The following is a 19,726-nucleotide window of genomic DNA, read 5'->3' on the forward strand; positions in this document are numbered from 1 at the left end:
CCTATTTTTTTCTTATCCTTTAAAAAACATACCTTTATTGGACCTCTGTAGGGCCATCTTTACAACTCTTTTTGCTTCGATGCTTTTTAATTGCCTTGACGATCGCAAAAACACCTTCACCGACATCAGGTTTTATCTCTTGAATTATATTTTCTAGATTAAAAACTGTTTGTCTTTTATCAATGATTTCAAAATTGGCCATTTTAAGGAGATTCTCTATCTCAGAATCAGAATGGAATCTTGCATTCTTGTAAAATATATTGGAAGCTTTTTTTTCTTCATATATCTGCCCAAGAGGGGTGTTCTTATCTATAAATGCAACGATTAAGAATCCTTCTTTTGTGAGTACCCTATATGCCTCTTTTAACGCTTGAAGAATATCGGTGAAAAAACAGTCGACAGTAACCATCAAAATAAAATCATACGTTTCATTGGGGATCGGTAGATTCTCTGCATATGCATTGATTGTATTTATACCTCTTTCACTTGCTTTCGTTCTCATTCTTTCAGAAGGTTCAACGCCTGTTTTAATGCCCAGTGCCGATGCAAAGATTCCTGTCCCAACACCGATTTCAATACCTTCACCAGATTTAGGCAATAATTGCTTTATCGCTTCAATTTCAGACTTGACTATGTTATTGTTTTTAGCAAACCATTCTTCATACAATTCAATATTAAGGCCAAAAACATCATCTAAATTCATTTGAACATCTCTTTTCTTGATATTGAAACACGATAAAAATCAACGTGGAAAAATTTTTTAATAAAAAATCAAACAATATATTTTATTAAAAGCATACTACTCTGTCACTTTGTATTACAATGTCATAAACGTCCTTCATTGTAGATAGTGGGCACATCTCTGAATCCTTCTGATTTCTCGACTTAATGCATGTTCCACAGGCAAGTATATTTCCCCCTTCTGAGAGAAACTTTTCCGCTTGCTCAAATGAGTTGAATTTATCATTTGAAGTTTTTTCATATTCAACTCCTTTTCCCATGAGAAAAATTTTTGTTTCATCTTTCTGTCCAAGACAGAAATTTCCAAAGCGAAATGCATTCCAACATTTCTCCGGGTCATTATCTGAAATTATTATTCCTATTTTCAATACACCACCTTATTAATAAATTAAAGCCTTTTTATTATTTAAGAATATCTTTTGAAATATAATGGTCTTAAAATTAAGCAGAATGTTAGGGAGAAGAATAAATTTATTTGCTCTTTTCTTAGATAACAACGTTGATTTCTTATCTTATAATGGCTTATAAGATTAGTAAATATCTGTATGAATAATACCAAAACTTTAATTCAAAAAGAAAAAAATGCACAGTTTGTCGCTTCGGAGGAGTAGGTCTTTCATAGCCGGATGCTTCGACTTCTCGAAGCGGCTATTGCCTTTCGGTGTCCGATAGAGACATTTTTTCAATGTCATGGACCGGGTAAGTTCGAGTGTGACTCAAACATTTTCCGATAAGACTTAGCCATCCCGGAAATACCCTTGTCCAAGAGCCTTGTATGCGGGTGGAGCGTGATACTCAAATCCGCCTAAGCGGCCCAGATGCAAGGAATGAAAGACTTTGTTACCAGCGAAGTTTCGACCTGTGCAACATTATCTATTCAATTAGCTTTATTTAAAATTTACTGTTATCAAATATCTAGAAAAACAAATATTCTTTATAGATTATGTTAATTATTTGAATCGTTCCCGGATGCGGTAACCGGCGTTGTTAAACGATATGTTCTTTGCTAGAATCAAGTCCTTTTCTTTTGTTAATTTGACAATATCATCTAGGTCACGGTATCTATGGGAGATATGGGTTAGGATAATCATTGTATTTTCTAATTCTTCCTTTAGGTCAAGAATATCCTCTACATGAACATGCATTCTTTCCTCTGCAATCTCTATTTCCTCTTCAAAAAAGTATCGGCACTCCGTGATTAATACTCTCGGCGCCAAAGAAATTATCTTTCGCCTGTTCTTGTAATTTGACCCTTCCCAGTCTCCTGTGATGAGGATACTTGTTTCCGAATTATTAATATAATACCCAAAGTTAGGCACTGTATGTTTTAAGGGAACAGGAACAACAGTAGTTCCATTGAAACGAAGATTCTCATTCTCCTGAATTGGGACAAGTTTTCGCCTTCCTTTAGAATGGAAGTTGATCATCTTAGAATGAATGTCAAAAACGTTTTCATTTTCACCATACTCTTTTCTGTCATCATAAGGTGCATAGATTTTTATTGGATTTTCAGAAAGGCTTAGAAAGTCTGCCCCACCGGCCATACACGACCTAACATGGTCAAAGTGAAAATGTGTTAAAAGATATACTTTGTTTTCATTTTTTGCCCCACAAGGGCTATCTACTCTGAACTCTATTTTGTCAAGTTTTATGACTATAGAAGGGTGGTAAGGCGCATGTAACCTTACAGATCCTAAAAACTTTGAATTCATCTTATATCATCTATGATAACTCTACAGGTATCTTGGAGAATCTAATCTTCTGATCTTCGTTTTTCATCCAGATAATTGGCTCGCCTTCTTTGCTATCTATGTAAAATGTATATTTGTTGTCCTTGATTTCATCTGTTGTTATTTCAAGGCCTTCGTATGCTTCCAAGGTTTTTTTGACCTCTTCGCTTATGCTTTTTTCAACATAGCAGTCAAGAAACGAAATCTCATAAAAAACAGGATTAACTCTCTCCATGTATTCCTTTACTTCCCTGTTGTTATTCAGATATCTTGTCAGAACTCTAACTTTAGTGCTGTTCTTGATAAAAGGCCTTATTCTCTTCATTAAATTACAATCACGGCCTAAATTTATAAACCTTATTCTTATACTCAAAAGGCATTCAAAAGAAATCTTTACAGAAATCTTTTTAAGTATTTTAAAAATATGTAGGCTATAATTAAGTGATGAAAAATGGAAGAAGACGATTTATTGGGTCATCGGTCGTGGCGAAGAGGATCTCTGATCCATAAATTGGCATTTAAAAGGGGAGTGCATGTAGTTGAAAAAGAAAAAGACCTTTCCAGTAAAGGTTTCTCCAAAGAGATTTGTAGCATGGCTCCCGAAACTGGATTTTTCTGATTTTTATACAATAATTAAACAGAGCATGTTTGCACTTATAATCTGTGCTTTTGCCGATATTCTTGCAGGAATTTATCTCACAAAGATGATTGGCTTCTTGATTTTATTGCCTGGAATATTGACAATGCTTCCCGCCACAATTGACATGAGAGGTAATATCTATGCTTCAATGGGATCAAGGATTTCAACAGGCCTGCATACTGGTGAAATAACTCCCAGTCTGAGAGGATCAAAATTAATAGCAGAAAATGTATATTCTTCCCTTATACAGACTGTAGTTATGGCCACAGTAATAGCTTTTTTTGCAATGATCGGGGGATTTCTCATTGGTAATCAAACGATAGGATTTGTCCATCTGTTTTTTATTTCATTATTTGCATCCCTTGTTGCTGCAATTGGTCTCATTTTAACTACACTATTAGTATCTATTCTCTCTTTTAAAAAAGGCCTTGATCCTGACAATGTATCCTCGCCGCTGATTGCGTCAATTGGAGATATTTTAAACGTAGCATCCCTTTTCGCAATTGGGGCGCTATCTTTCTCTTTAAGCAAAGGATTCATGTTATTCTCTAGCCTTATTATAAGTGGCATTATAATTATTTTTTCTTTATTTTCTGTTAGGAATAGTTATTATGCAAAAAAAATATTAAAAGAATCCATGGCATTTCTAGCAATATGCGCTTTTTTGAGTACCCTTGCAGGTTCACTTCTTGACAAAAACTTAGAGTTCATAGGTATTTTTCCTTTATTGCTTGTATTGTCTCCTCTTTTTAATGCAGAAAATGGAAATATAGGGAGCATTCTATCGGCTAGAATTTCTACAAGCTTTCACTTAGGTCAGGCAGAAATTACTTTTCTACCTAAGTTAAAGATATTGAAAGAATTTTTCAATACATTTGCAATTACAATAATTCTATTCCCCTTACTTGCCATAATTGCTTTTGTGATGTCAGCACTACTTGATATACCTCAGATGGCTTTCTTTGTAATTCTTAAATTATCCATATTTGTAGCCATTATATCTTCATTTGCTGCAATGCTTACTTCATACTATCTTACATATTTCTCAATAAGAACAAATATTGACCCTGATAATGTGGTAATACCTTTACTTACAAGCGTAATGGATATTGCAAGTGTAAGTATTTTGATTCTTGTTGCAACAATTATTCTTTAGTTTAAGCTGAGAATTTAGGCCAAATCTAATAGTTTAGAATATACTTTTTATACCGAGAATTATGAACTTCACACCCCAAGAAAGAGTAACAAGGCCAAGAATAGTTGTAGCAACTTGAGTTGCTGTATCGCCCAATATTTTTTTTACCTTATTTGACATAAGGAATAATAAAACTGTTATTAAAAGAACAATCCCCACGGCAAGACCTGTTAGAACTTTTCCATAGTCGCTGCTTGCTAGGATTATTGTAAATATTGTGGCAGGCCCTGTTATAAGGGGTGTTGCAATAATAGAAGCCAAAGCTCTAGCTGAGTTCTCTTTTTTCTCATGAGTATTTATCAGAGGTTCACCAAGGACCATCTTTATTCCTAGTATTGTTAGTACTATTCCCCCGGCTATTCTAAACTCGTCCAGAGTTGTGCTGAATAGTTCCAACAAACGCTGGCCCAAAATAAGTACCAAAAAACATAGTAAAACAGCAATTAGTATCGCAAGTATGCCCGTCTTTTGCCTTTCCTTTGGAACCATCGTCGAGGAAGTAGCATAAAAAACAAAGAAACTTGCAAGAGGGTCAATAACTACAAAAAACAAAATTATAAGCTGTATCAGTGTTCCTAGCATAGGCGTTCCCTCTTGGTATGTCAAACACTATACCAGTATAAATTGATTTCTGTTAGTTAAATTAAAAGAATTATTTAAAATAGATATGTATTCCTGGTTTTCTTGGGAGTGCTTTCTTCCTATCGTTTCCAAGATCTTCTAAGGGGTCTATGTTAATCTCTGTTTTGAATTCTTCCTTTAAAAATGCCTTTGCTTCGTTAAGTACCTCTTTTTCATCAAATCTTTCCGGGAAGTATCTGTTCTTAAAGCACCTTTGGATTATGAGATTTACGTCTTTTCCATTTTTTCTGAAATCCTCATTTGACATTGCTGTTTTAATAGCTTCACCCATATTGTCTTTTGTTTTTATAGCTTCAATAAGGTCCCACTTCCAGTTTTCTGCAGTGAATATGTCAATTCTTCCTAGAGTTTTTTGTTCTCCTCTTGATAGGACATTTGTTATCTCTCTTATGTCATTAACAACTTCTTCAATGTAGTATTCACTCTCTTCTGAAATTTTATCGATCATTTCTTCCTTGTATTCGGGCCAGGGGTAATTTGATATAAATGGCTCAAATCCTAGCTTTTCCCAAATCTCTTCACAGATATGGGGTGTAAAGGGTGTCAATATCAGTGTTTGAGTTTTTATAACTTCAGAAATGACCTCTTTGTTTGGAGAGTTAAGACATCTCTTTAAGTACCACTTAAGGTCTCTTTGAAGGTCAAAGAATCCTTTCGAAAGAGCTGTCCTAAAATTGGAATCATTCATAGCTTCAGTTGTTTCTTTTATCGCTTTATCTAAAACAGATAAGAACCACCTGTCTATGTACAACTTTTCAGTTCTACCTTTTCCATAATTTTCAACGCAGAAATCCTGCCAATTCTTCAATTTGTCAGTAATTGTTCTTGCAAATTCACTGTCCCAGTTGGGATCGTCAAGGCCTTCTCCACCATTCATTAGGGTAATCCTCGCCGCATCAGCACCATACATTTTCACAATCTGTTTTATTGTATAGAAGTTACCTTTGGATTTACTCATCTTTTCTCCGTCTACGAGCACCCAACCGTTTACTCCAAATCCCTTGGGCCACAGCTCTTCAGGAAATATGGCAGCGTGATTGAATATGCAAAAAGAAAGATGATTCTGGATTAAGTCCTTTCCACTGTTCCTAAATTCAAAAGGATACCAGTATTCAAACTCTTTCTTCATATCCGAAACTAATTCTTTTGACAGTCCGCTTTTAGCTGAAACTTCATCTAGATTGCCACGTTTCAAATAAATATAATCAAAGAAATAATCATCAAGTTTTTTTGGATCAATTTTATAGGATGGATCTTCAAAGTATTTTGCTAAAACATAGTAGGCCATGTAGATGGTAGAATCCGAAAGTGACTCAATTACCCATTTTTCATCCCATGGAAGTTTTGTTCCAAGTCCAAACTCCCTTGTGCATGCCCAATCCTTTAACCAGTCAAGAACATACTCAAACTGTTTTCTGGCCTTCTCGGGGTAAATATTCATTTGTGCAAGACATTTTTTTGCCAAATCTTTCCATTCTGGATTTCCATATGCTAAAAACCACTGGTCGGATACTATCTTTACAACACCTTGTGTAAGGCATCTGCATACTACCTTTCCAGGGAGCTCATAAAACAATGTTGCAACACCATCATTAATAAAATCATTGACAATAATTTTTTTGACATCAGAAACTTTAATTCCTTTATATTTGCCAGTTCTCTCGTTTAATATTCCCTGGTGGAACTCTTTCTTGTAAATAATATTAGTTGCTTCTTCAAGTTTGTCGACATCTTTTTGAGAAGCGATTCCCATATTTTCAGAAATCTCTATTGCAGGATTCTTGCCAAAATCCTCTACAGTAATCAGTGAAATTGGAGCTATATTCTTGACAAGAGTTTCTGAAACACCATATTTTGATGGATTTGATTGTATGTCTTTCAATGCCATATAATCGTATGGGGCGTGCGATGGAACAGACATGACAACTCCAGTACCTATCTCGGGCGATACAAAAGATGCAGGAAGAATTGGAATTTTGTCTCCTGTCAGGGGATTTTCACACGATTTTCCAATCAATTCTTTTGATTCTAATTCTCTAATGATCTTGACGTTGTGTTTTTGATTAATTAATTTCTCAGCTGCAACAGGAGATATTATCCAGATTTCATTGTCAACATCAACTTCTATATATTTGAAGTTTGGATTCATCCACATGTTTGTAACGCCAAAAACAGTTTCTACTCTATATGTGGCGGCAGGTAGTATCTTTCCATCAAATTTGAATTTAAGTAAGATTATTTCTTCAGGAGTGATGCCCTCACCTTCAAGCCTTGCATGATCCCCTATGGGATTGTTGCATTTTGGGCACCAAGTTACAGGGTGTTCACCTTTAACAACAAAGTTTTTTTCTTTTAATTTGTTGAACTGCCATCTGATGAATTTATCATAATAGGGATTTAGCGAAGTTGTTATGAAACTTCTTCTCCAATCAATACATAAACCTAGGAGTTTTAGATCTTTAATCGATTCCTCTGGAAAATACCTTACCCAAAATTCAGGTTCGGAAAATTTTGGAATTAACTCTTTTGGAACTTCCATCTTTTCTAATATCTCAATCTGTAATTTCTCACCGTCTCGAACTCTCTCGGCGGCAGCAACTATTGGTGTTCCAGTTGCATGAAATCCAAAAGGAAAGATTGTGTTGTATCCGCACATCCTCTTATATCGTGCAAAAACTTCTGCCCTCATCAGGGAAAACGAATGGCCCAAGTGCATGAATCCATTAACATACGGGTAAGGAAAGTTTACAAAAAATTTTTTCATGTTTTTGGGGTCAGAATAGAAAATTCTAGCTTCTTCCCATTTCTTCTGCCATTTTTCTTCGATTTCCAAGAGAACCATCTACCTTATTTAAAACACGTTTTTAGGCTATATTTAAAGGTTTTTATTAGTCATATATTTAATTATCAAGAAATTTTTTAGAATTAAAATCGCTGATTAACGATTGACGAAACATTTATAAACTATGAATAAACCTTTTACTCAAATTCCGAAGGTGTAAAAAATGAGTAAAGCTCTAAGACCATTTTGGGGTATTGTCTATTTTATAGGTTTAGTATATTACATCGTTGTTTCTGCAAGAGACGTTTTAATTCAATGTGTCAATGGGAAAATAGATCCTGTAGTAATGGAAATCGATACAGTTCTTAAGAGACCTGTTTCCATGGCAATTCTTGCCAACAGTATTACTTTGACGCCCGGAACATTGACTATTGATGTCTTTCCAGAAAAGCAGAAATTGTTAGTTGCTGTAATATCTCCTAGAAGTCAAAAAGATGTAATTCCTTTTGAAGGTTGGATAAAAAAGATGGTGGAGGATTAAATGAACAAGAATAATATTTTATTAGTGCTAATTTTAGCTGTAATCTTAGTAGTCGGTCATTATCTCCAACTTAAAGACTATTATGTTTACGTGATGCTGATAGGGCTTGGCGTTGCTATTATCTCTGGTCTTAGAGTAACTACTGTTAGAGGGGTATGTAATTCCCTAGCCGGTGCGAGTGCCGCTGAAATCGGTGTTGCCACGGGTTTCATGATTGTAGGAAAAATGTACGGGATTCCTTATTTTTCTGATATAGCAATTTATTTACTTCTACTTGGCCCAGTAGGAACATTGATAATTTCTAGATTCTTTAGAGGGGGGATAGCAGAATGAACGTGTATTCATATATGGAACTACTACTTCCTTATTTCTATTTAATATCTGGAATGGGACTCATCGGCGTTGCTTTAGGACTTTTCAGATTTGGGCAGAGGAAGAATATAGTATATGCAAGGCTTCATATCTTAGGTGTAATGGATGTCGTATGTATACTTGTTATTATTTTCCTTGGAAATCCAGTTGCAATTTTGGCAGCTTTAGCTCACTTTTTCCTAATGCCTTTTGCAGTTCATTCGATATCTTGGGCAGATTTAACGGAGGCTGATGATGATGTTTGATTATATATTGTTATTTGCAGTAGCTTTGTCCGCTTTAATGGCGATAATACAGGAAAATCTTTACAAGAGCATTATTATTTTGACTTTTGAAAGTTTTTCGTTGGCAGCAATATTCCATTTCTTACTTGCTACAGATGTTGCCGCAGTACAAGCAATTTTGGGTGCAGCACTGTTACCTGGTCTATTCATAGTGGCACTCTATAAAACAACAAAGGGGAGGGATGAGTAAATGGAACCCTTTCAAGTAGCTTCTTTCATGACTGCTGGAGTTTTGATTGTAACTGGTTTATGGGCACTATTAATGATGGACAACATTCTAAAAAAAATAATTGGTGCAAACTTGATTGGGGACGGGGCAAATCTTGTCTTGATCAGTATTGGATACAGGCCTGGAGGATTTATCCCTGAGGTAATGCATCACTTCCATGCAACAGCAACACCCTCAAATTATTCCCATTTGTTACAATTTGAGGAATTTGCAAGTAACGCTTCATACTCGTTGCCATTTGCATTAGTTCTTACAAACATTGTCATTGGCGCTTCTACACTTTCAGTCATGTTGGCGCTAGCAGTTGTTTTGTATAAGAAATACCATACTTTAAGTGTTCAAAAGATGTTCGAGGGGGATGAATAAATGTTAAACAACAGTACTTTAATTCCACTGATGGTTGTACTTCCATTGATAATGGCGATTTTGGTAAACTTTCTTCATCAAAAAGATAAGTCTGTAAAGTTTATCTCTATTGTATCTTTGATTGTCTTTGTCTTCATACCAGTTGTAACTCTGTATGGGGTACATTTGTTCAGCGGTCATCTTCGAACAGGCAGTTTTCCTGAAATATCAAAATTGTTGATACCTGATGTATACATGGGAATAGTATACTCTTATGGGTCAGTTCAGAAAATACTAATGGTAGTCCTTACCATAATTACAGGTTTTACTGTTCTGACAGTACTAAATAAAAAGATGATTTCAGGGGTATATATAGCCATGATTTTCATTAGTCTGGCTTCAACTAGTGCAATAATGTTAGCTGACGATATATTCAACTTCTTTGTTTTCACTGAAATCTTAGTAGTTGCGCAAGTAGCACTTGTAATAGCAGTTCAAGATACTAAATCCTTCAAAGCAGGATTTAAATATATGATTTTTGGAACAATTTCAGGGGCTTCAATTCTATTAGGAATTGCTCTCCTCTTAGGAGTATACGGACTTTTGAATATAACAGATCTATCAAATGCTATTAAAGCCGGTGGACAGTTAAATCCAATTGCATTATCTGCTGTGTCGTTGTTAACACTGGGATGGCTTTATGAATCGGGTCTTTTCCCATTTCATATAATTAAGTGCAATATGTATGAAAATGCAAAACCAGAAATATCTGCATTATTGCAAGTTCAGTCTAAGTTTGTTCTTGTTGCAATGGCTATAATTTTATTCAGAGTGTTCTCTGGCTTTGCTCTTCTAAAATCTGTAATGCTGGGATTTGCAATATTCACCGTTGTCTTAGGTTCAGTAATGGCTTTACAACAGGTAGAACTTAGAAAGCTTCTATCATTTGTAGCAGTATCCCAAGCGGGGCTTGTAGCAGTAGGATTTGGGATAGGTACTTCCTTTGCTATTGCAGCAGGTATTTTCCATGCAATTAATGATGTATTAAGCATGGCAATACTATTCTTCATTGCAAGCTTTGTTTACGATAAATTCAAAACAACAAAACTGGAAGAACTTGGAGATGGATTACAGGTTGTTCCTTTAGTAGGATTTGTAATGTTATTAGCAACTCTGGCTATATCTGGAGTTCCACCATTTAACTCTTATCAAAGTGAATGGAGATTAATTCAGGCCGCAGCTCAAGCGGGAGTACCTGAACTCGGAGTGCTAGTAATATTATTGAGCGTAGCAACATTTGTTGCGATTATAAAAGCATTCTTCATGATATTCATGAAACCAGGGCCAAAAGTAGAAGTCAATACAGAAGTTCGTGGAACGATGTTCAAGGCAATTATTGTGATATTGATACTAACATGTCTTGCAATAGGATTGTTCCCAAATATAATCTACGATCCAATATATAATTTTGTTGTTTCCTTGGGGGTGTGATAATTGTTAGAGAAAGTATACGAAATATTCCATGAAAAGATGAAAGATAAAGGACAAGGAATGGGTATAGGAAGTGCCCTTACATCAGAATTTCTAATGCTATCATTCCTTCTAATAGGAGCAATATTAGTATTAAGAACTGCCAATTCGACAATATTGGGATTTGGCGCACTTATTATACTTGGGGGAATTCTATTTACAGTTCCCACTGTGTTCAAAGTAGAGAAAGAAAATACCGATTCCATAAATCTATCTTCGTTCTATGTGGCTCTAACACTTGCACTTCTATTTGTCATATTCTTAGGAGGGATTTAAGTGAAAACAAGTAACTATCAGCAGGGTAGAAATATAATCGCAGGAGTATCTTTAGTGATAGCTTCATTTGTTATCCTAAGAACACTTTACCAGTTTAGCGATTATTTGGTGCCTGGAATGAGTTACCTATACAATTTGTACAGCGGTAACATTGCACCTAACGTTATTACAGTTATACTGTTTGACTTTAGAGGTTACGATACATTAGGAGAAACTTTCATTCTGATTACTGCCGTAATAACAACAACAGTTGTATTTGGGTGGGGGTCATTAAAAGGATACAAGAAAAAAGAAACTCCAGAAATGACAGATCAATCTACAGTTATTCAAAGATTGATGGCATTTCCGTTAGCAATATTCCTTGTAGCTTTTGGTGTTACAATTGTCTTAGGTGGACATATTTCACCCGGTGGAGGTTTCCCAGGTGGGGCAGTAATAGCTACGGGATACTTTCTAACTGTTGTTATTTATGGCCTTAAGAAAACACCTCTAAGATTCACTCATAGATATCTTGTTAATCTATCAACTATCGGGGCATTAATATTCTTACTAACAGGAGTTGTTGGGCTTGTCTTTACTACATATTATTACGGGACAGGTTACTACCTATACAATACTGGTGTTGATCCATACGATATAATACATGTTGGGGCATTCGGATGGGATAATTTCCTTGATTATCCAGACCCAACACACCCAGGTGTACTTCCGTACTTGAACATAGGTGTAGGATTAAACGTGTTGGCAGGTCTTTCGTTAATAGCTATGTTCTTAATGGAGGCGAAAAGAGATGAGTAGCGAAGTTGCAGCTCTTGGACTGGCAAATCAGTGGGGGCCAATATTATTTGGTCTTATTTATGGAATTATCATTGGATACAAAGTTAAATCTGAAGAAATAAACAAGGCGATGTATCCTGTAATCTTGATAGTTTCGATACTTATTGCAGCAGCATTGGGCACGTATCCAGATTACCAATGGACCTTATTTGGGCACATAATAAGATTCTCGGAAGCATTCTTTTCAACTGTGCTCGGAATCTTTATTTCAATGATTATAAGGAGGCAGTAAGATGTACATTACCAATGATAAATGTAATCTAAGCAAGGTATGCGTAGGATCATGTCCTACAAAGAGCATCAGAATAATTAATGACAAGGCTTTCAGCTGTGTCACATGTGGCAAATGTATGGAAGTATGTCCCGTTGATGCCATATTCAAGAACAGATATGGCGGATATATAGTAGATAAGGAAAAATGTATTGGTTGTTCAATCTGTGAAAAGAACTGCCCTGTAAGTGTCATAAAGATGGTGAAATACAAGGACAAGAGAGTTCCAGAAGGAATATGTGCAATGTGCAACGTATGTAGAGACGTTTGCCCTACCGGCGCCAGAGTAAATGCCGAAGGGAAGCTTAGATTTAATCTTGAGTCAATGACTATTGAAGAGGTGAAGAAATAATGCCAAAGCAGAAAGATAGAGACGGAGGCCCAATACAGACAAAGGGAAAAGCTAAGCTCTTAAGTATAGCCATAGACGAAAAGAGATGCGACAAAGGAGGCAGATGTACCTACTACTGCCCTGCAAACGCAATAAAATATGAAGCAACACCCGGAGTTTGCACTCATTGTGATGTATGTATGGATGTATGTCCAGTAGGCGCAATAAAAAATTCCTTCATCGATTATGGCAAATGTGTTTCATGTTATACCTGTGTTAGAAAATGTATTAATAATGCAATTACTATTGAAAATCACAGGCCGAAAATAATTAAAGGTGAATCAAAAAGAAAACTATATTATTGTAATCAATGCGGGCTATGTGTTGAAGCTTGCCCAACAGACGCTTTAAAATGGGAAGGTGGAAGAATCCGATTTGATTCTGTAAAATGTATTAATTGTAATCTTTGTGTCAAAGCTTGCCCAACAAAAATTAAAATAAGTGAAAGAGAAAAGATGTTCACTGGCCATTGTATTTTGTGCGGTATATGTACAACAGTTTGTAAAAAAGATGCAATTAAGCTAAATTATAGGGAATGGCAGGGTGAGCACGAAGGATGTATTCAGTGTGGTATATGTAAAGAAGTCTGCCCAACAAAATGCATTGAAGTTGATTTGAACGGGTTTAGAGTAAACCTTGAAAAGTGTGTCATGTGTGAAACATGTGGCGCATATTGTCCCGTGCAGTGTCTTCCACGAAAGACAAGAGATCACAAAGAAATCAAGAGTGGAACTCTTACCTACAATGATGATTTATGTATAATGTGCGAGCAGTGTGTTAAAATCTGTCCAGCCGACGCAATATCTGTCAAGTCCAAAAAACTTGTCTTTGACATGAAAAAATGCATTAGATGTGGCGCATGCGATAATATTTGTCCAGCTTATGCAATAAATGTACAGACAGATTTTGAAGACAGAACTATTAACGGGAGGTCAAAATAATGAAAAGTATTTTTTTAATATTTCTTAAGGGTATTTATGTAAATATCCTTAGAATACTTTTTGCTTCTGATAGGGTAACAAGTAAAGACATCAGAAATTCAATACTTCAAGGTAAGGTGAAATACCCGCAAGTCGTAAACGATGAATCTTGTATAGGGTGTGGGGGATGTGCTAACATCTGTCCAGTAGAAGCAATAGAAATGGTACCTCTAGAGAAACCAGTTGAAATAGTAAAAGGGTACACAAAGACACAAACTCCAAAATACGACCCTTTAAAATGCCTTTACTGTTTTTGGTGCCACGATAACTGTCCAATTTATGCATTCTACGGAAAGCCCGGGGCAATCCATCCAAGAGAAGTTGGTGAATTCAAGGCCGATCCATCAAAACTCCTAAAAGAGCCAATTAAACTCAATGCAAATAAGATAAAGGAGATCGTTGATATAATGGCTAAGGACTCCTCAAAGTATTTTGAAGAGGTGTAAAAATGTTAAAAAAACTTTCTAGAAAAAATGCAATTCATGTCATGTTGTTCTACACAGGTGGATGCAATGGCTGCGATATTGAAGTTGCAAATGTTGCATGGTCACCGAGATATGATCTTGAGCAGTACAAAGTTATTCTAACTTGGAATCCAAGGGAAGCAGATGTACTAGCTGTGACCGGGCCTGTTTTAAGAAGAACTATAGAACCTTTAAAGAAAATTTATGAGGCTATTCCTGAACCAAAAATAGTTGCTGCAGTTGGCTCATGTGGAGTTAGATGCGGCATATTCAAAGATTTTGGCGGAGAACTTGGAGATAGTGATGAAGTAGTTTGCAGAGTAGATGAGGTAATACCCGTTGATGCTTATATTCCGGGATGCCCTGCAAGGCCTGAAGATATCATCGCAGGCATTGCAGCAGGCATACCTTTGTTGTTGGAGAGGTGATAAGAGTGGGGGAAAAAGCTAGAAAAGAAAATGCAGAAGTTGAAATTCCAATAGGTCTTGTACACCCTGGGATGCTTGAACCTTATAGGGCAAGATTCTTTGTAGAGGACGAAGTAATTGTTGATTGTGAACTTACTCTTGATCCTTATCATAAAGGTATTGAAAGAATTATGGAGGGGATGCCCGTTCATAAAGGCCTTATTATTACTGAAAGAATTTGTGGCATATGTTCACACATACATCTTTGGAACGGTACAAGGGCCGTTGAAAGAGGACTTAAAATTAATGTTCCAGAAAGAGCAGATTACATTAGAGTCATAATGGCTGAACTTGAAAGGCTTCATAGCCACTTGATTTATTTGGCACATGCAACTGAAGTATTGGGGCATGAGACAATGTGCATGAGGGCATTTACCTTGAGGGAAGATGTAATGGACCTTCTCTATATAATCTCTGGTAACAGGGTTCACTATGCAGTTCCTATAATTGGAGGGGTAAGGCCAAGATGTGACATTGATGATTACAGAATGTCTGAATTAAAAACTAGATTGTCTAAATTAGATGTAAAAATAGGCGATTATGCAAACAGGATCATTAACGATTCAATGATAATGTCAAGGGTAAAAGGAAGCGGAGTATTGACTAAAGAAGAAGCTGAGAAATATGCGACTCCGGGGCCCACTGGCAGGGCAAGTGGTTGGGGCGTAGATCTTAGAAAGAAAATGAAGGAATATAAGAAGTTTGATTTCAATGTTATTATCTTAGATGATGGGGATAACAAAGATAGAGTTGTTGCTAGAGCTCTTGAATCAATCGAATCTGTTAAAATTATTAAACAGGCGCTTGAATCTTTACCTTCAGGTCCAGTATCAAACAGAAGTTTCGAATTGAAGGAAATGAAATTTTCAACTTCATATATCGAAGCTCCAAGAGGAGAAATTTATGATTCTCTTTCTCTTGATGAAACTGGGAGGATAAGAAGTTACCAAAACAGAACTCCAACTCTAACAGCTTTGGCATCAATGGAAGTTGCATGCATTGGGGACCAATTGACAGATGGTATGCTCACAATGGCAAGCTGTGACCCATGTTTGGCCTGTACTAATAGGGCCATAGTAGTTGAAAATGGGAAGGAGAAGATTATCACAGAAGAAGAGGTAAAGAGCCTAATTAGGGGGGGTCTATGATGATTGAACTTATACTTGCAACGATACTTATTCCATTAGCAGCATTAATTACTGGATTTTTTATACCTGGACTTGAAAGAAAGGTACAGGCTAGGATACAGCAGAGGATAGGACCTCCTATACTCACACCTGGTTTCTGGGCAATTCTTAAGTTCTTTTATAAAGAAAAGATTAAACCAAATTCACCAATGCCAAGATTATTCCATAGTTTGCCTATAATTGGAATATTTGTTATGTTCTTTGCGGTCCTCTTTACAACACCTGACTGGTGGGGCGTAAATGCGCTAGGAACAGTTGTAGCTGTAGTTGGTTTACTAAAAGTAATAGAATTCTTGTTCATGGCAATCGGTAGCTTTTCAAGATCTATTCTATCTGTTTCAATGCCCTATGCAGATCAGATCAAGGGGGCAGTCATGAAAGGTGAATATAGAAGATTCTTTGAACAGCAGAGCGTAATTAGGGCATTTAAGATGATAACTGTGGGATCATTTCCCCTATATCTTGCAATGTTCGTGCCCGTAGTTCTAGTAAAATCAATTAATTTCTCTGACATAGTTCAATTCCAAGGATTCGATGCTTCACTCATCTACCCAGGCGGAATGATTGATCTAATGTACCTAAATAAAATATTGAGTCTAAAACCAATCTTATTTACATTCCCTGGGATGTTAGCTGGATTTGTCTACTTCATTGGGTACATTATGTTACTAAACGAATATCCATTCAGCATTGAAAAAGCTAAATCAGATGTAATCGAGGGACCATCATTAGAGTATGCAGCTTGGGCAAGAGGGGGGTACTATTTAATGAGAGAATCAATTCTGTTTGTACTCTCAAGCGTTTTCATAACTTTGTTCATAGGACTTCCACCAACACTTAACTTGCCATTGCTGTTAGTACACTGCCTATTGTGCTTGATAATGCCAATACTATTCTCGATAGTATCTGCATTCTCACCTATATTTACGTTCAAGCAAATATACCCAGTTTCAATGGGATTCACAGCACTTGGATTCCTTACAATCGTATTATCTCTATTGGCGGTGATGTAAAATGGCTAAATTTATTCTTTTTCCAAAAGATGTTCAGAATATGGGCGGCTATATTGTAGAAAATGTCGCGAAACTAGGCTATAGGGACATAATTGTTGGTAATCCAACAGATGAACCCATTAAAATTGATATTCCCGTATACAATGAAGACATTGTTAAAAGTTATGAACAGCTTGGGATTATTGTCTACAGACTGAAGATTGATGAATCACTAACCTCTGGGCTTGAAAAAGTAAAAGCCATTGTAAAAACAGACACACTAAAAGACATGAACTTTGATATACCTCTAAAGAAAAAGACAAATAAAAAATAAATATTTTAATATTTTCTATTCTATATTTCTTAAATTTTCATTAAGCTTTTCTATCTTCTTCCTGATCCTATCGATTAATTGATTTCCTATTTCAACTAAAACCATTACGTATTCTTCACTGGGATAGATCTTGCCGTTTTTAACAACTGGAACATCCATTTTTTCTGTTGATCTTATCTCAACGATTATCTTTTCTCCCAAAGAAAAAATTGATGAATATTTGAATCCAGACTCCTTTGAAATATAGATTAATTTCTTGGCAGATTCTAGATCTCTGCAAACAACATGAATTATGGGTGAGTTGACTATCAAAAAAAGCATTTTACTTCCCATATATTGATTTATAGTCGTCCATATATCTTTATAGTCCACCTTTTCATGACTCTTAAAGATAAAGTTAGATTCTTTCTTACCGCCTATCTCTTCAATTTCAATAAGGATTATCCTGCCAGCACAACTTGAAGTGGTGTAGTAATCTTCTTTAGAGTTTAGAATGTTTAGTGTATCTATTATCCTAAAGTCTACTTCACCTTCTTCAATTACTTTCTTTAAATCTTTAAGATACTTAGATTTTTCTTTCATGCTATCTGTACATTATCCCATCTACACTTTTTTTGAGTTTCTCAGTTATAATTATGGCTATTGTTCCACCGACTATGAACTGGAGTACATTAAATGGCACCTCTATAAGTGCAACTGGAGGTGGTATCAAAAATATCAATATCTCAATGATAAAATAGCCAATAACCATTACACTCCCACCAGCCACTACTCCTAAGGCTTTAGTAACTTTATTCTTATCGCTAGATACTATTTTTCCAACTATGAATCCTTCTAGTCCTTTTATTACAAACGTAAAAGGGGCAAAGGCAGCATATGGGGATGTAATATCTGCAAGAGCTGGTCCGATAGCACCGACGAGTCCTCCGACAGTAGGCCCAAAAAAGATAGCAGCAATATAGATTATGGCCTCGCCAAAGTTAAGGTATCCTCCTGTTTGGAGTATCGGGATCTGGAGAAATCTAGTAGCAACAAATGCAAGTGCAGAAAATACTGCAACCGTTCCTATATTTTTAGGGTCATTTATTTTTGTCAAAATAATCACATCCAATTAGATAGTCCAATAAGGCCTCAAGCATGCCTGAGAGAGTATGATTGTCCGCTTCAATTGTGGGATTAATCCCATTTTTGATGAGGGCGTTACTAGTTTCTGGTCCGATTGAGACAATAATTTCTGCTTTTAATCCTTTCTTCTTAAAGGCTGTAGCATTTGAAGAGCTTGAAACGAATGCTATATCAAAATTCTTTTTTTCTGGTATACCATCCCTCATTTTAACTTTATAGACATCAACCCTTGTAACGTCGTGAAATTCCTTTAATCGTTCTTCTAAATAATCAGGAGCTTCTTGCGATCTCAAAGTCAAAATCTTTTTTCTTTCCTTAAATTCTGATATCATAAATTTTGCTAGTTCTTTTGAATTGTATCTCTCAGGTATTCTTGGGTATATGCCCCTTTGAATTAACTTTTCTTCAGTTTTTGGCCCTATTGTGTAGTACTCTTTATTCTTTGGTAGTTCAATATCTTTGAGCATATCAACACCTGTTGCGCTTGTAAGGACAATGACATCATAATCCGATAACTTGGGAACCTTAAAGTCAATATTAATTATGTCGATAAGGGAGTATGCAAAGACAAGTGCGCCCATTCTTTTCATAATTTCTAATTCTTCACCATTTTCTCTGGAAATGAATATTTCTTTTCCTTTTATGAGGGATAATTTCTTTTCAAAGAAGTCAAGTTTATCTCTAAACAACACATTTTTGCCCACAAATATCACAGAAGGTGCCTCGGCAGGAATTTCTCCCAAGGTACTTAGGTCACACACTGTTGTCTCTTGGAGTAAGGTAGTTCCATTTTTAATTATCGCAACTGGAGTTTTTGGATCGAATCCTGCTTTAATTAGATTTTGAGCTATCGCAGCTCTGTTTTTTATGCCCATTACAATTACTAGTGTGTCTGGAAGTTTGTCCCAATTTATGCTAAATGATTTATCTTCAGCCTCGTGGCCAGTTAAAAAAGCAAACGCTGAATTTGATTCTCTATACGAAAGTGGGATGCCCGAATACATGGGGCATGATATAGTTGATGAAATACCTGGGATTACTTCAAAAGGTATACCTCGCTCGTAGAGGTACATCGCTTCCTCAGCACCTCTACCAAATATATAGGGGTCTCCACCTTTTAGTCTAACAACAATATTGTATTTTTCTCCATAGTTGCCTAGTTCTTTATTAATATCTTCTTGAAATTGGCTCGACCCTTCTGATTTTTTTCCAACATATATTTTTATACATCCCTTCTTGGAGTATGAAAGTAAATCCTTGCTTACAAGTTTATCATATAGGATAACATCAGCTTTTTTTATCATTTCTAGGGCTTTTACCGTGATTAACTTCGGATCGCCCGGCCCAGCACCTACTATATATACAACCAAA

At 36.0% G+C, this 19,726-nt stretch carries 27 protein-coding genes; 18 read left to right on the forward strand and 9 right to left on the reverse strand.

The features are described from left to right. Window positions 1–34: 34 nt before the first annotated feature. The 4 genes from PLI06_06730 to PLI06_06745 all read right to left on the reverse strand — a co-directional run bounded on the left by PLI06_06730 (window position 35) and on the right by PLI06_06745 (window position 2,796). The gene (locus PLI06_06730; protein ID HOI77289.1) at window positions 35–703 is read right to left on the reverse strand and encodes a methyltransferase domain-containing protein; all 669 of its coding nucleotides are present in this window, start codon (window positions 701–703) and stop codon (window positions 35–37) included. An 85-nt stretch (window positions 704–788) separates the two neighbouring features. After that, on the reverse strand, window positions 789–1,109 hold the full coding sequence (locus tag PLI06_06735) for a DsrE family protein (protein ID HOI77290.1): 321 nt from the start codon (window positions 1,107–1,109) through the stop codon (window positions 789–791). 582 nt (window positions 1,110–1,691) lie between these two features. Continuing rightward, window positions 1,692–2,453: an MBL fold metallo-hydrolase gene (locus tag PLI06_06740; protein ID HOI77291.1), complete on the reverse strand. Its 762-nt coding sequence runs from the start codon at window positions 2,451–2,453 to the stop codon at window positions 1,692–1,694. A gap of 10 nt (window positions 2,454–2,463) precedes the next feature. Further along, window positions 2,464–2,796 carry a hypothetical protein gene (locus PLI06_06745; GenBank protein ID HOI77292.1) on the reverse strand — a complete coding sequence of 111 codons (333 nt, stop codon included), beginning with the start codon at window positions 2,794–2,796 and terminating at the stop codon, window positions 2,464–2,466. A 126-nt stretch (window positions 2,797–2,922) separates the two neighbouring features. Here PLI06_06745 and PLI06_06750 point away from each other — a divergent pair, with 126 nt between their 5' ends. Then, window positions 2,923–3,090 carry a hypothetical protein gene (locus PLI06_06750; protein HOI77293.1) on the forward strand — a complete coding sequence of 56 codons (168 nt, stop codon included), beginning with the start codon at window positions 2,923–2,925 and terminating at the stop codon, window positions 3,088–3,090. Further along, window positions 3,011–4,267 carry a magnesium transporter gene (locus PLI06_06755; GenBank protein ID HOI77294.1) on the forward strand — a complete coding sequence of 419 codons (1,257 nt, stop codon included), beginning with the start codon at window positions 3,011–3,013 and terminating at the stop codon, window positions 4,265–4,267. Before PLI06_06750 ends, PLI06_06755 begins: the two co-directional genes overlap by 80 nt. A 33-nt stretch (window positions 4,268–4,300) precedes the next feature. On the opposite strand, the gene PLI06_06760 is transcribed toward PLI06_06755, so the two are convergent. After that, window positions 4,301–4,888 (reverse strand): MarC family protein, encoded by a 588-nt coding sequence (locus tag PLI06_06760; protein HOI77295.1) that lies wholly within the window; start codon window positions 4,886–4,888, stop codon window positions 4,301–4,303. A gap of 70 nt (window positions 4,889–4,958) precedes the next feature. Beyond that, a complete protein-coding gene (leuS, locus tag PLI06_06765; protein HOI77296.1) occupies window positions 4,959–7,781 on the reverse strand; it encodes a leucine--tRNA ligase in 2,823 nt (940 codons plus the stop codon). Window positions 7,782–7,953: 172 nt separating this feature from the next. Here leuS and PLI06_06770 point away from each other — a divergent pair, with 172 nt between their 5' ends. The 16 genes from PLI06_06770 (at window position 7,954) to ehbP (ending at window position 17,230) form a co-directional block, all read left to right on the forward strand. Beyond that, window positions 7,954–8,271, forward strand: coding sequence for a Na+/H+ antiporter subunit E (locus tag PLI06_06770; protein HOI77297.1), 318 nt, complete (start codon window positions 7,954–7,956; stop codon window positions 8,269–8,271). After that, window positions 8,272–8,604 carry a monovalent cation/H+ antiporter complex subunit F gene (locus PLI06_06775; GenBank protein HOI77298.1) on the forward strand — a complete coding sequence of 111 codons (333 nt, stop codon included), beginning with the start codon at window positions 8,272–8,274 and terminating at the stop codon, window positions 8,602–8,604. Then, window positions 8,601–8,888, forward strand: coding sequence for a cation:proton antiporter (locus PLI06_06780; GenBank protein HOI77299.1), 288 nt, complete (start codon window positions 8,601–8,603; stop codon window positions 8,886–8,888). The genes PLI06_06775 and PLI06_06780 overlap by 4 nt, the downstream gene beginning before the upstream one ends. Further along, window positions 8,878–9,117 (forward strand): DUF4040 domain-containing protein, encoded by a 240-nt coding sequence (locus PLI06_06785; GenBank protein HOI77300.1) that lies wholly within the window; start codon window positions 8,878–8,880, stop codon window positions 9,115–9,117. Before PLI06_06780 ends, PLI06_06785 begins: the two co-directional genes overlap by 11 nt. Then, window positions 9,118–9,522, forward strand: coding sequence for a cation:proton antiporter subunit C (locus PLI06_06790; protein HOI77301.1), 405 nt, complete (start codon window positions 9,118–9,120; stop codon window positions 9,520–9,522). It begins immediately after the preceding gene. Further along, the gene (locus tag PLI06_06795; protein ID HOI77302.1) at window positions 9,523–10,992 is read left to right on the forward strand and encodes a proton-conducting transporter membrane subunit; all 1,470 of its coding nucleotides are present in this window, start codon (window positions 9,523–9,525) and stop codon (window positions 10,990–10,992) included. Between the two features lie 3 nt (window positions 10,993–10,995). Beyond that, window positions 10,996–11,307 carry a hypothetical protein gene (locus tag PLI06_06800; protein HOI77303.1) on the forward strand — a complete coding sequence of 104 codons (312 nt, stop codon included), beginning with the start codon at window positions 10,996–10,998 and terminating at the stop codon, window positions 11,305–11,307. Then, window positions 11,308–12,105 carry an MnhB domain-containing protein gene (locus tag PLI06_06805; protein HOI77304.1) on the forward strand — a complete coding sequence of 266 codons (798 nt, stop codon included), beginning with the start codon at window positions 11,308–11,310 and terminating at the stop codon, window positions 12,103–12,105. Further along, the gene (locus PLI06_06810; protein HOI77305.1) at window positions 12,098–12,376 is read left to right on the forward strand and encodes a hypothetical protein; all 279 of its coding nucleotides are present in this window, start codon (window positions 12,098–12,100) and stop codon (window positions 12,374–12,376) included. The genes PLI06_06805 and PLI06_06810 overlap by 8 nt, the downstream gene beginning before the upstream one ends. Before the next feature lies 1 nt (window position 12,377). Continuing rightward, window positions 12,378–12,767, forward strand: a complete 390-nt coding sequence (locus PLI06_06815; protein HOI77306.1) for a 4Fe-4S binding protein — start codon at window positions 12,378–12,380, stop codon at window positions 12,765–12,767. Next, window positions 12,767–13,747 (forward strand): 4Fe-4S binding protein, encoded by a 981-nt coding sequence (locus PLI06_06820; protein HOI77307.1) that lies wholly within the window; start codon window positions 12,767–12,769, stop codon window positions 13,745–13,747. Before PLI06_06815 ends, PLI06_06820 begins: the two co-directional genes overlap by 1 nt. Further along, a complete protein-coding gene (locus PLI06_06825) occupies window positions 13,747–14,232 on the forward strand; it encodes a 4Fe-4S dicluster domain-containing protein (protein ID HOI77308.1) in 486 nt (161 codons plus the stop codon). Before PLI06_06820 ends, PLI06_06825 begins: the two co-directional genes overlap by 1 nt. A 2-nt stretch (window positions 14,233–14,234) precedes the next feature. Further along, on the forward strand, window positions 14,235–14,678 hold the full coding sequence (locus PLI06_06830) for a hypothetical protein (protein ID HOI77309.1): 444 nt from the start codon (window positions 14,235–14,237) through the stop codon (window positions 14,676–14,678). A 71-nt stretch (window positions 14,679–14,749) separates the two neighbouring features. Next, window positions 14,750–15,865, forward strand: a complete 1,116-nt coding sequence (locus PLI06_06835) for a nickel-dependent hydrogenase large subunit (protein ID HOI77310.1) — start codon at window positions 14,750–14,752, stop codon at window positions 15,863–15,865. Then, a complete protein-coding gene (locus PLI06_06840) occupies window positions 15,865–16,917 on the forward strand; it encodes an NADH-quinone oxidoreductase subunit H (protein ID HOI77311.1) in 1,053 nt (350 codons plus the stop codon). The genes PLI06_06835 and PLI06_06840 overlap by 1 nt, the downstream gene beginning before the upstream one ends. A 1-nt stretch (window position 16,918) precedes the next feature. After that, window positions 16,919–17,230: an energy-converting hydrogenase B subunit EhbP gene (gene ehbP / locus PLI06_06845; protein HOI77312.1), complete on the forward strand. Its 312-nt coding sequence runs from the start codon at window positions 16,919–16,921 to the stop codon at window positions 17,228–17,230. Window positions 17,231–17,245: 15 nt separating this feature from the next. Here the strand turns inward: ehbP and PLI06_06850 are convergent, their stop codons facing one another. The 3 genes from PLI06_06850 to cobA are packed head-to-tail and all read right to left on the reverse strand — an operon-like array spanning window position 17,246 to window position 19,725. Continuing rightward, window positions 17,246–17,812, reverse strand: coding sequence for a hypothetical protein (locus PLI06_06850; GenBank protein HOI77313.1), 567 nt, complete (start codon window positions 17,810–17,812; stop codon window positions 17,246–17,248). A gap of 1 nt (window position 17,813) precedes the next feature. Beyond that, window positions 17,814–18,326 carry an ECF transporter S component gene (locus tag PLI06_06855; GenBank protein HOI77314.1) on the reverse strand — a complete coding sequence of 171 codons (513 nt, stop codon included), beginning with the start codon at window positions 18,324–18,326 and terminating at the stop codon, window positions 17,814–17,816. Further along, window positions 18,310–19,725: a uroporphyrinogen-III C-methyltransferase gene (gene cobA / locus PLI06_06860; protein ID HOI77315.1), complete on the reverse strand. Its 1,416-nt coding sequence runs from the start codon at window positions 19,723–19,725 to the stop codon at window positions 18,310–18,312. Before cobA ends, PLI06_06855 begins: the two co-directional genes overlap by 17 nt. Window position 19,726: the final 1 nt, after the last annotated feature.

The sequence above is a fragment of the Methanofastidiosum sp. genome, assembly GCA_035362715.1.
Taxonomy (GTDB): Archaea; Methanobacteriota_B; Thermococci; order Methanofastidiosales; family Methanofastidiosaceae; genus Methanofastidiosum.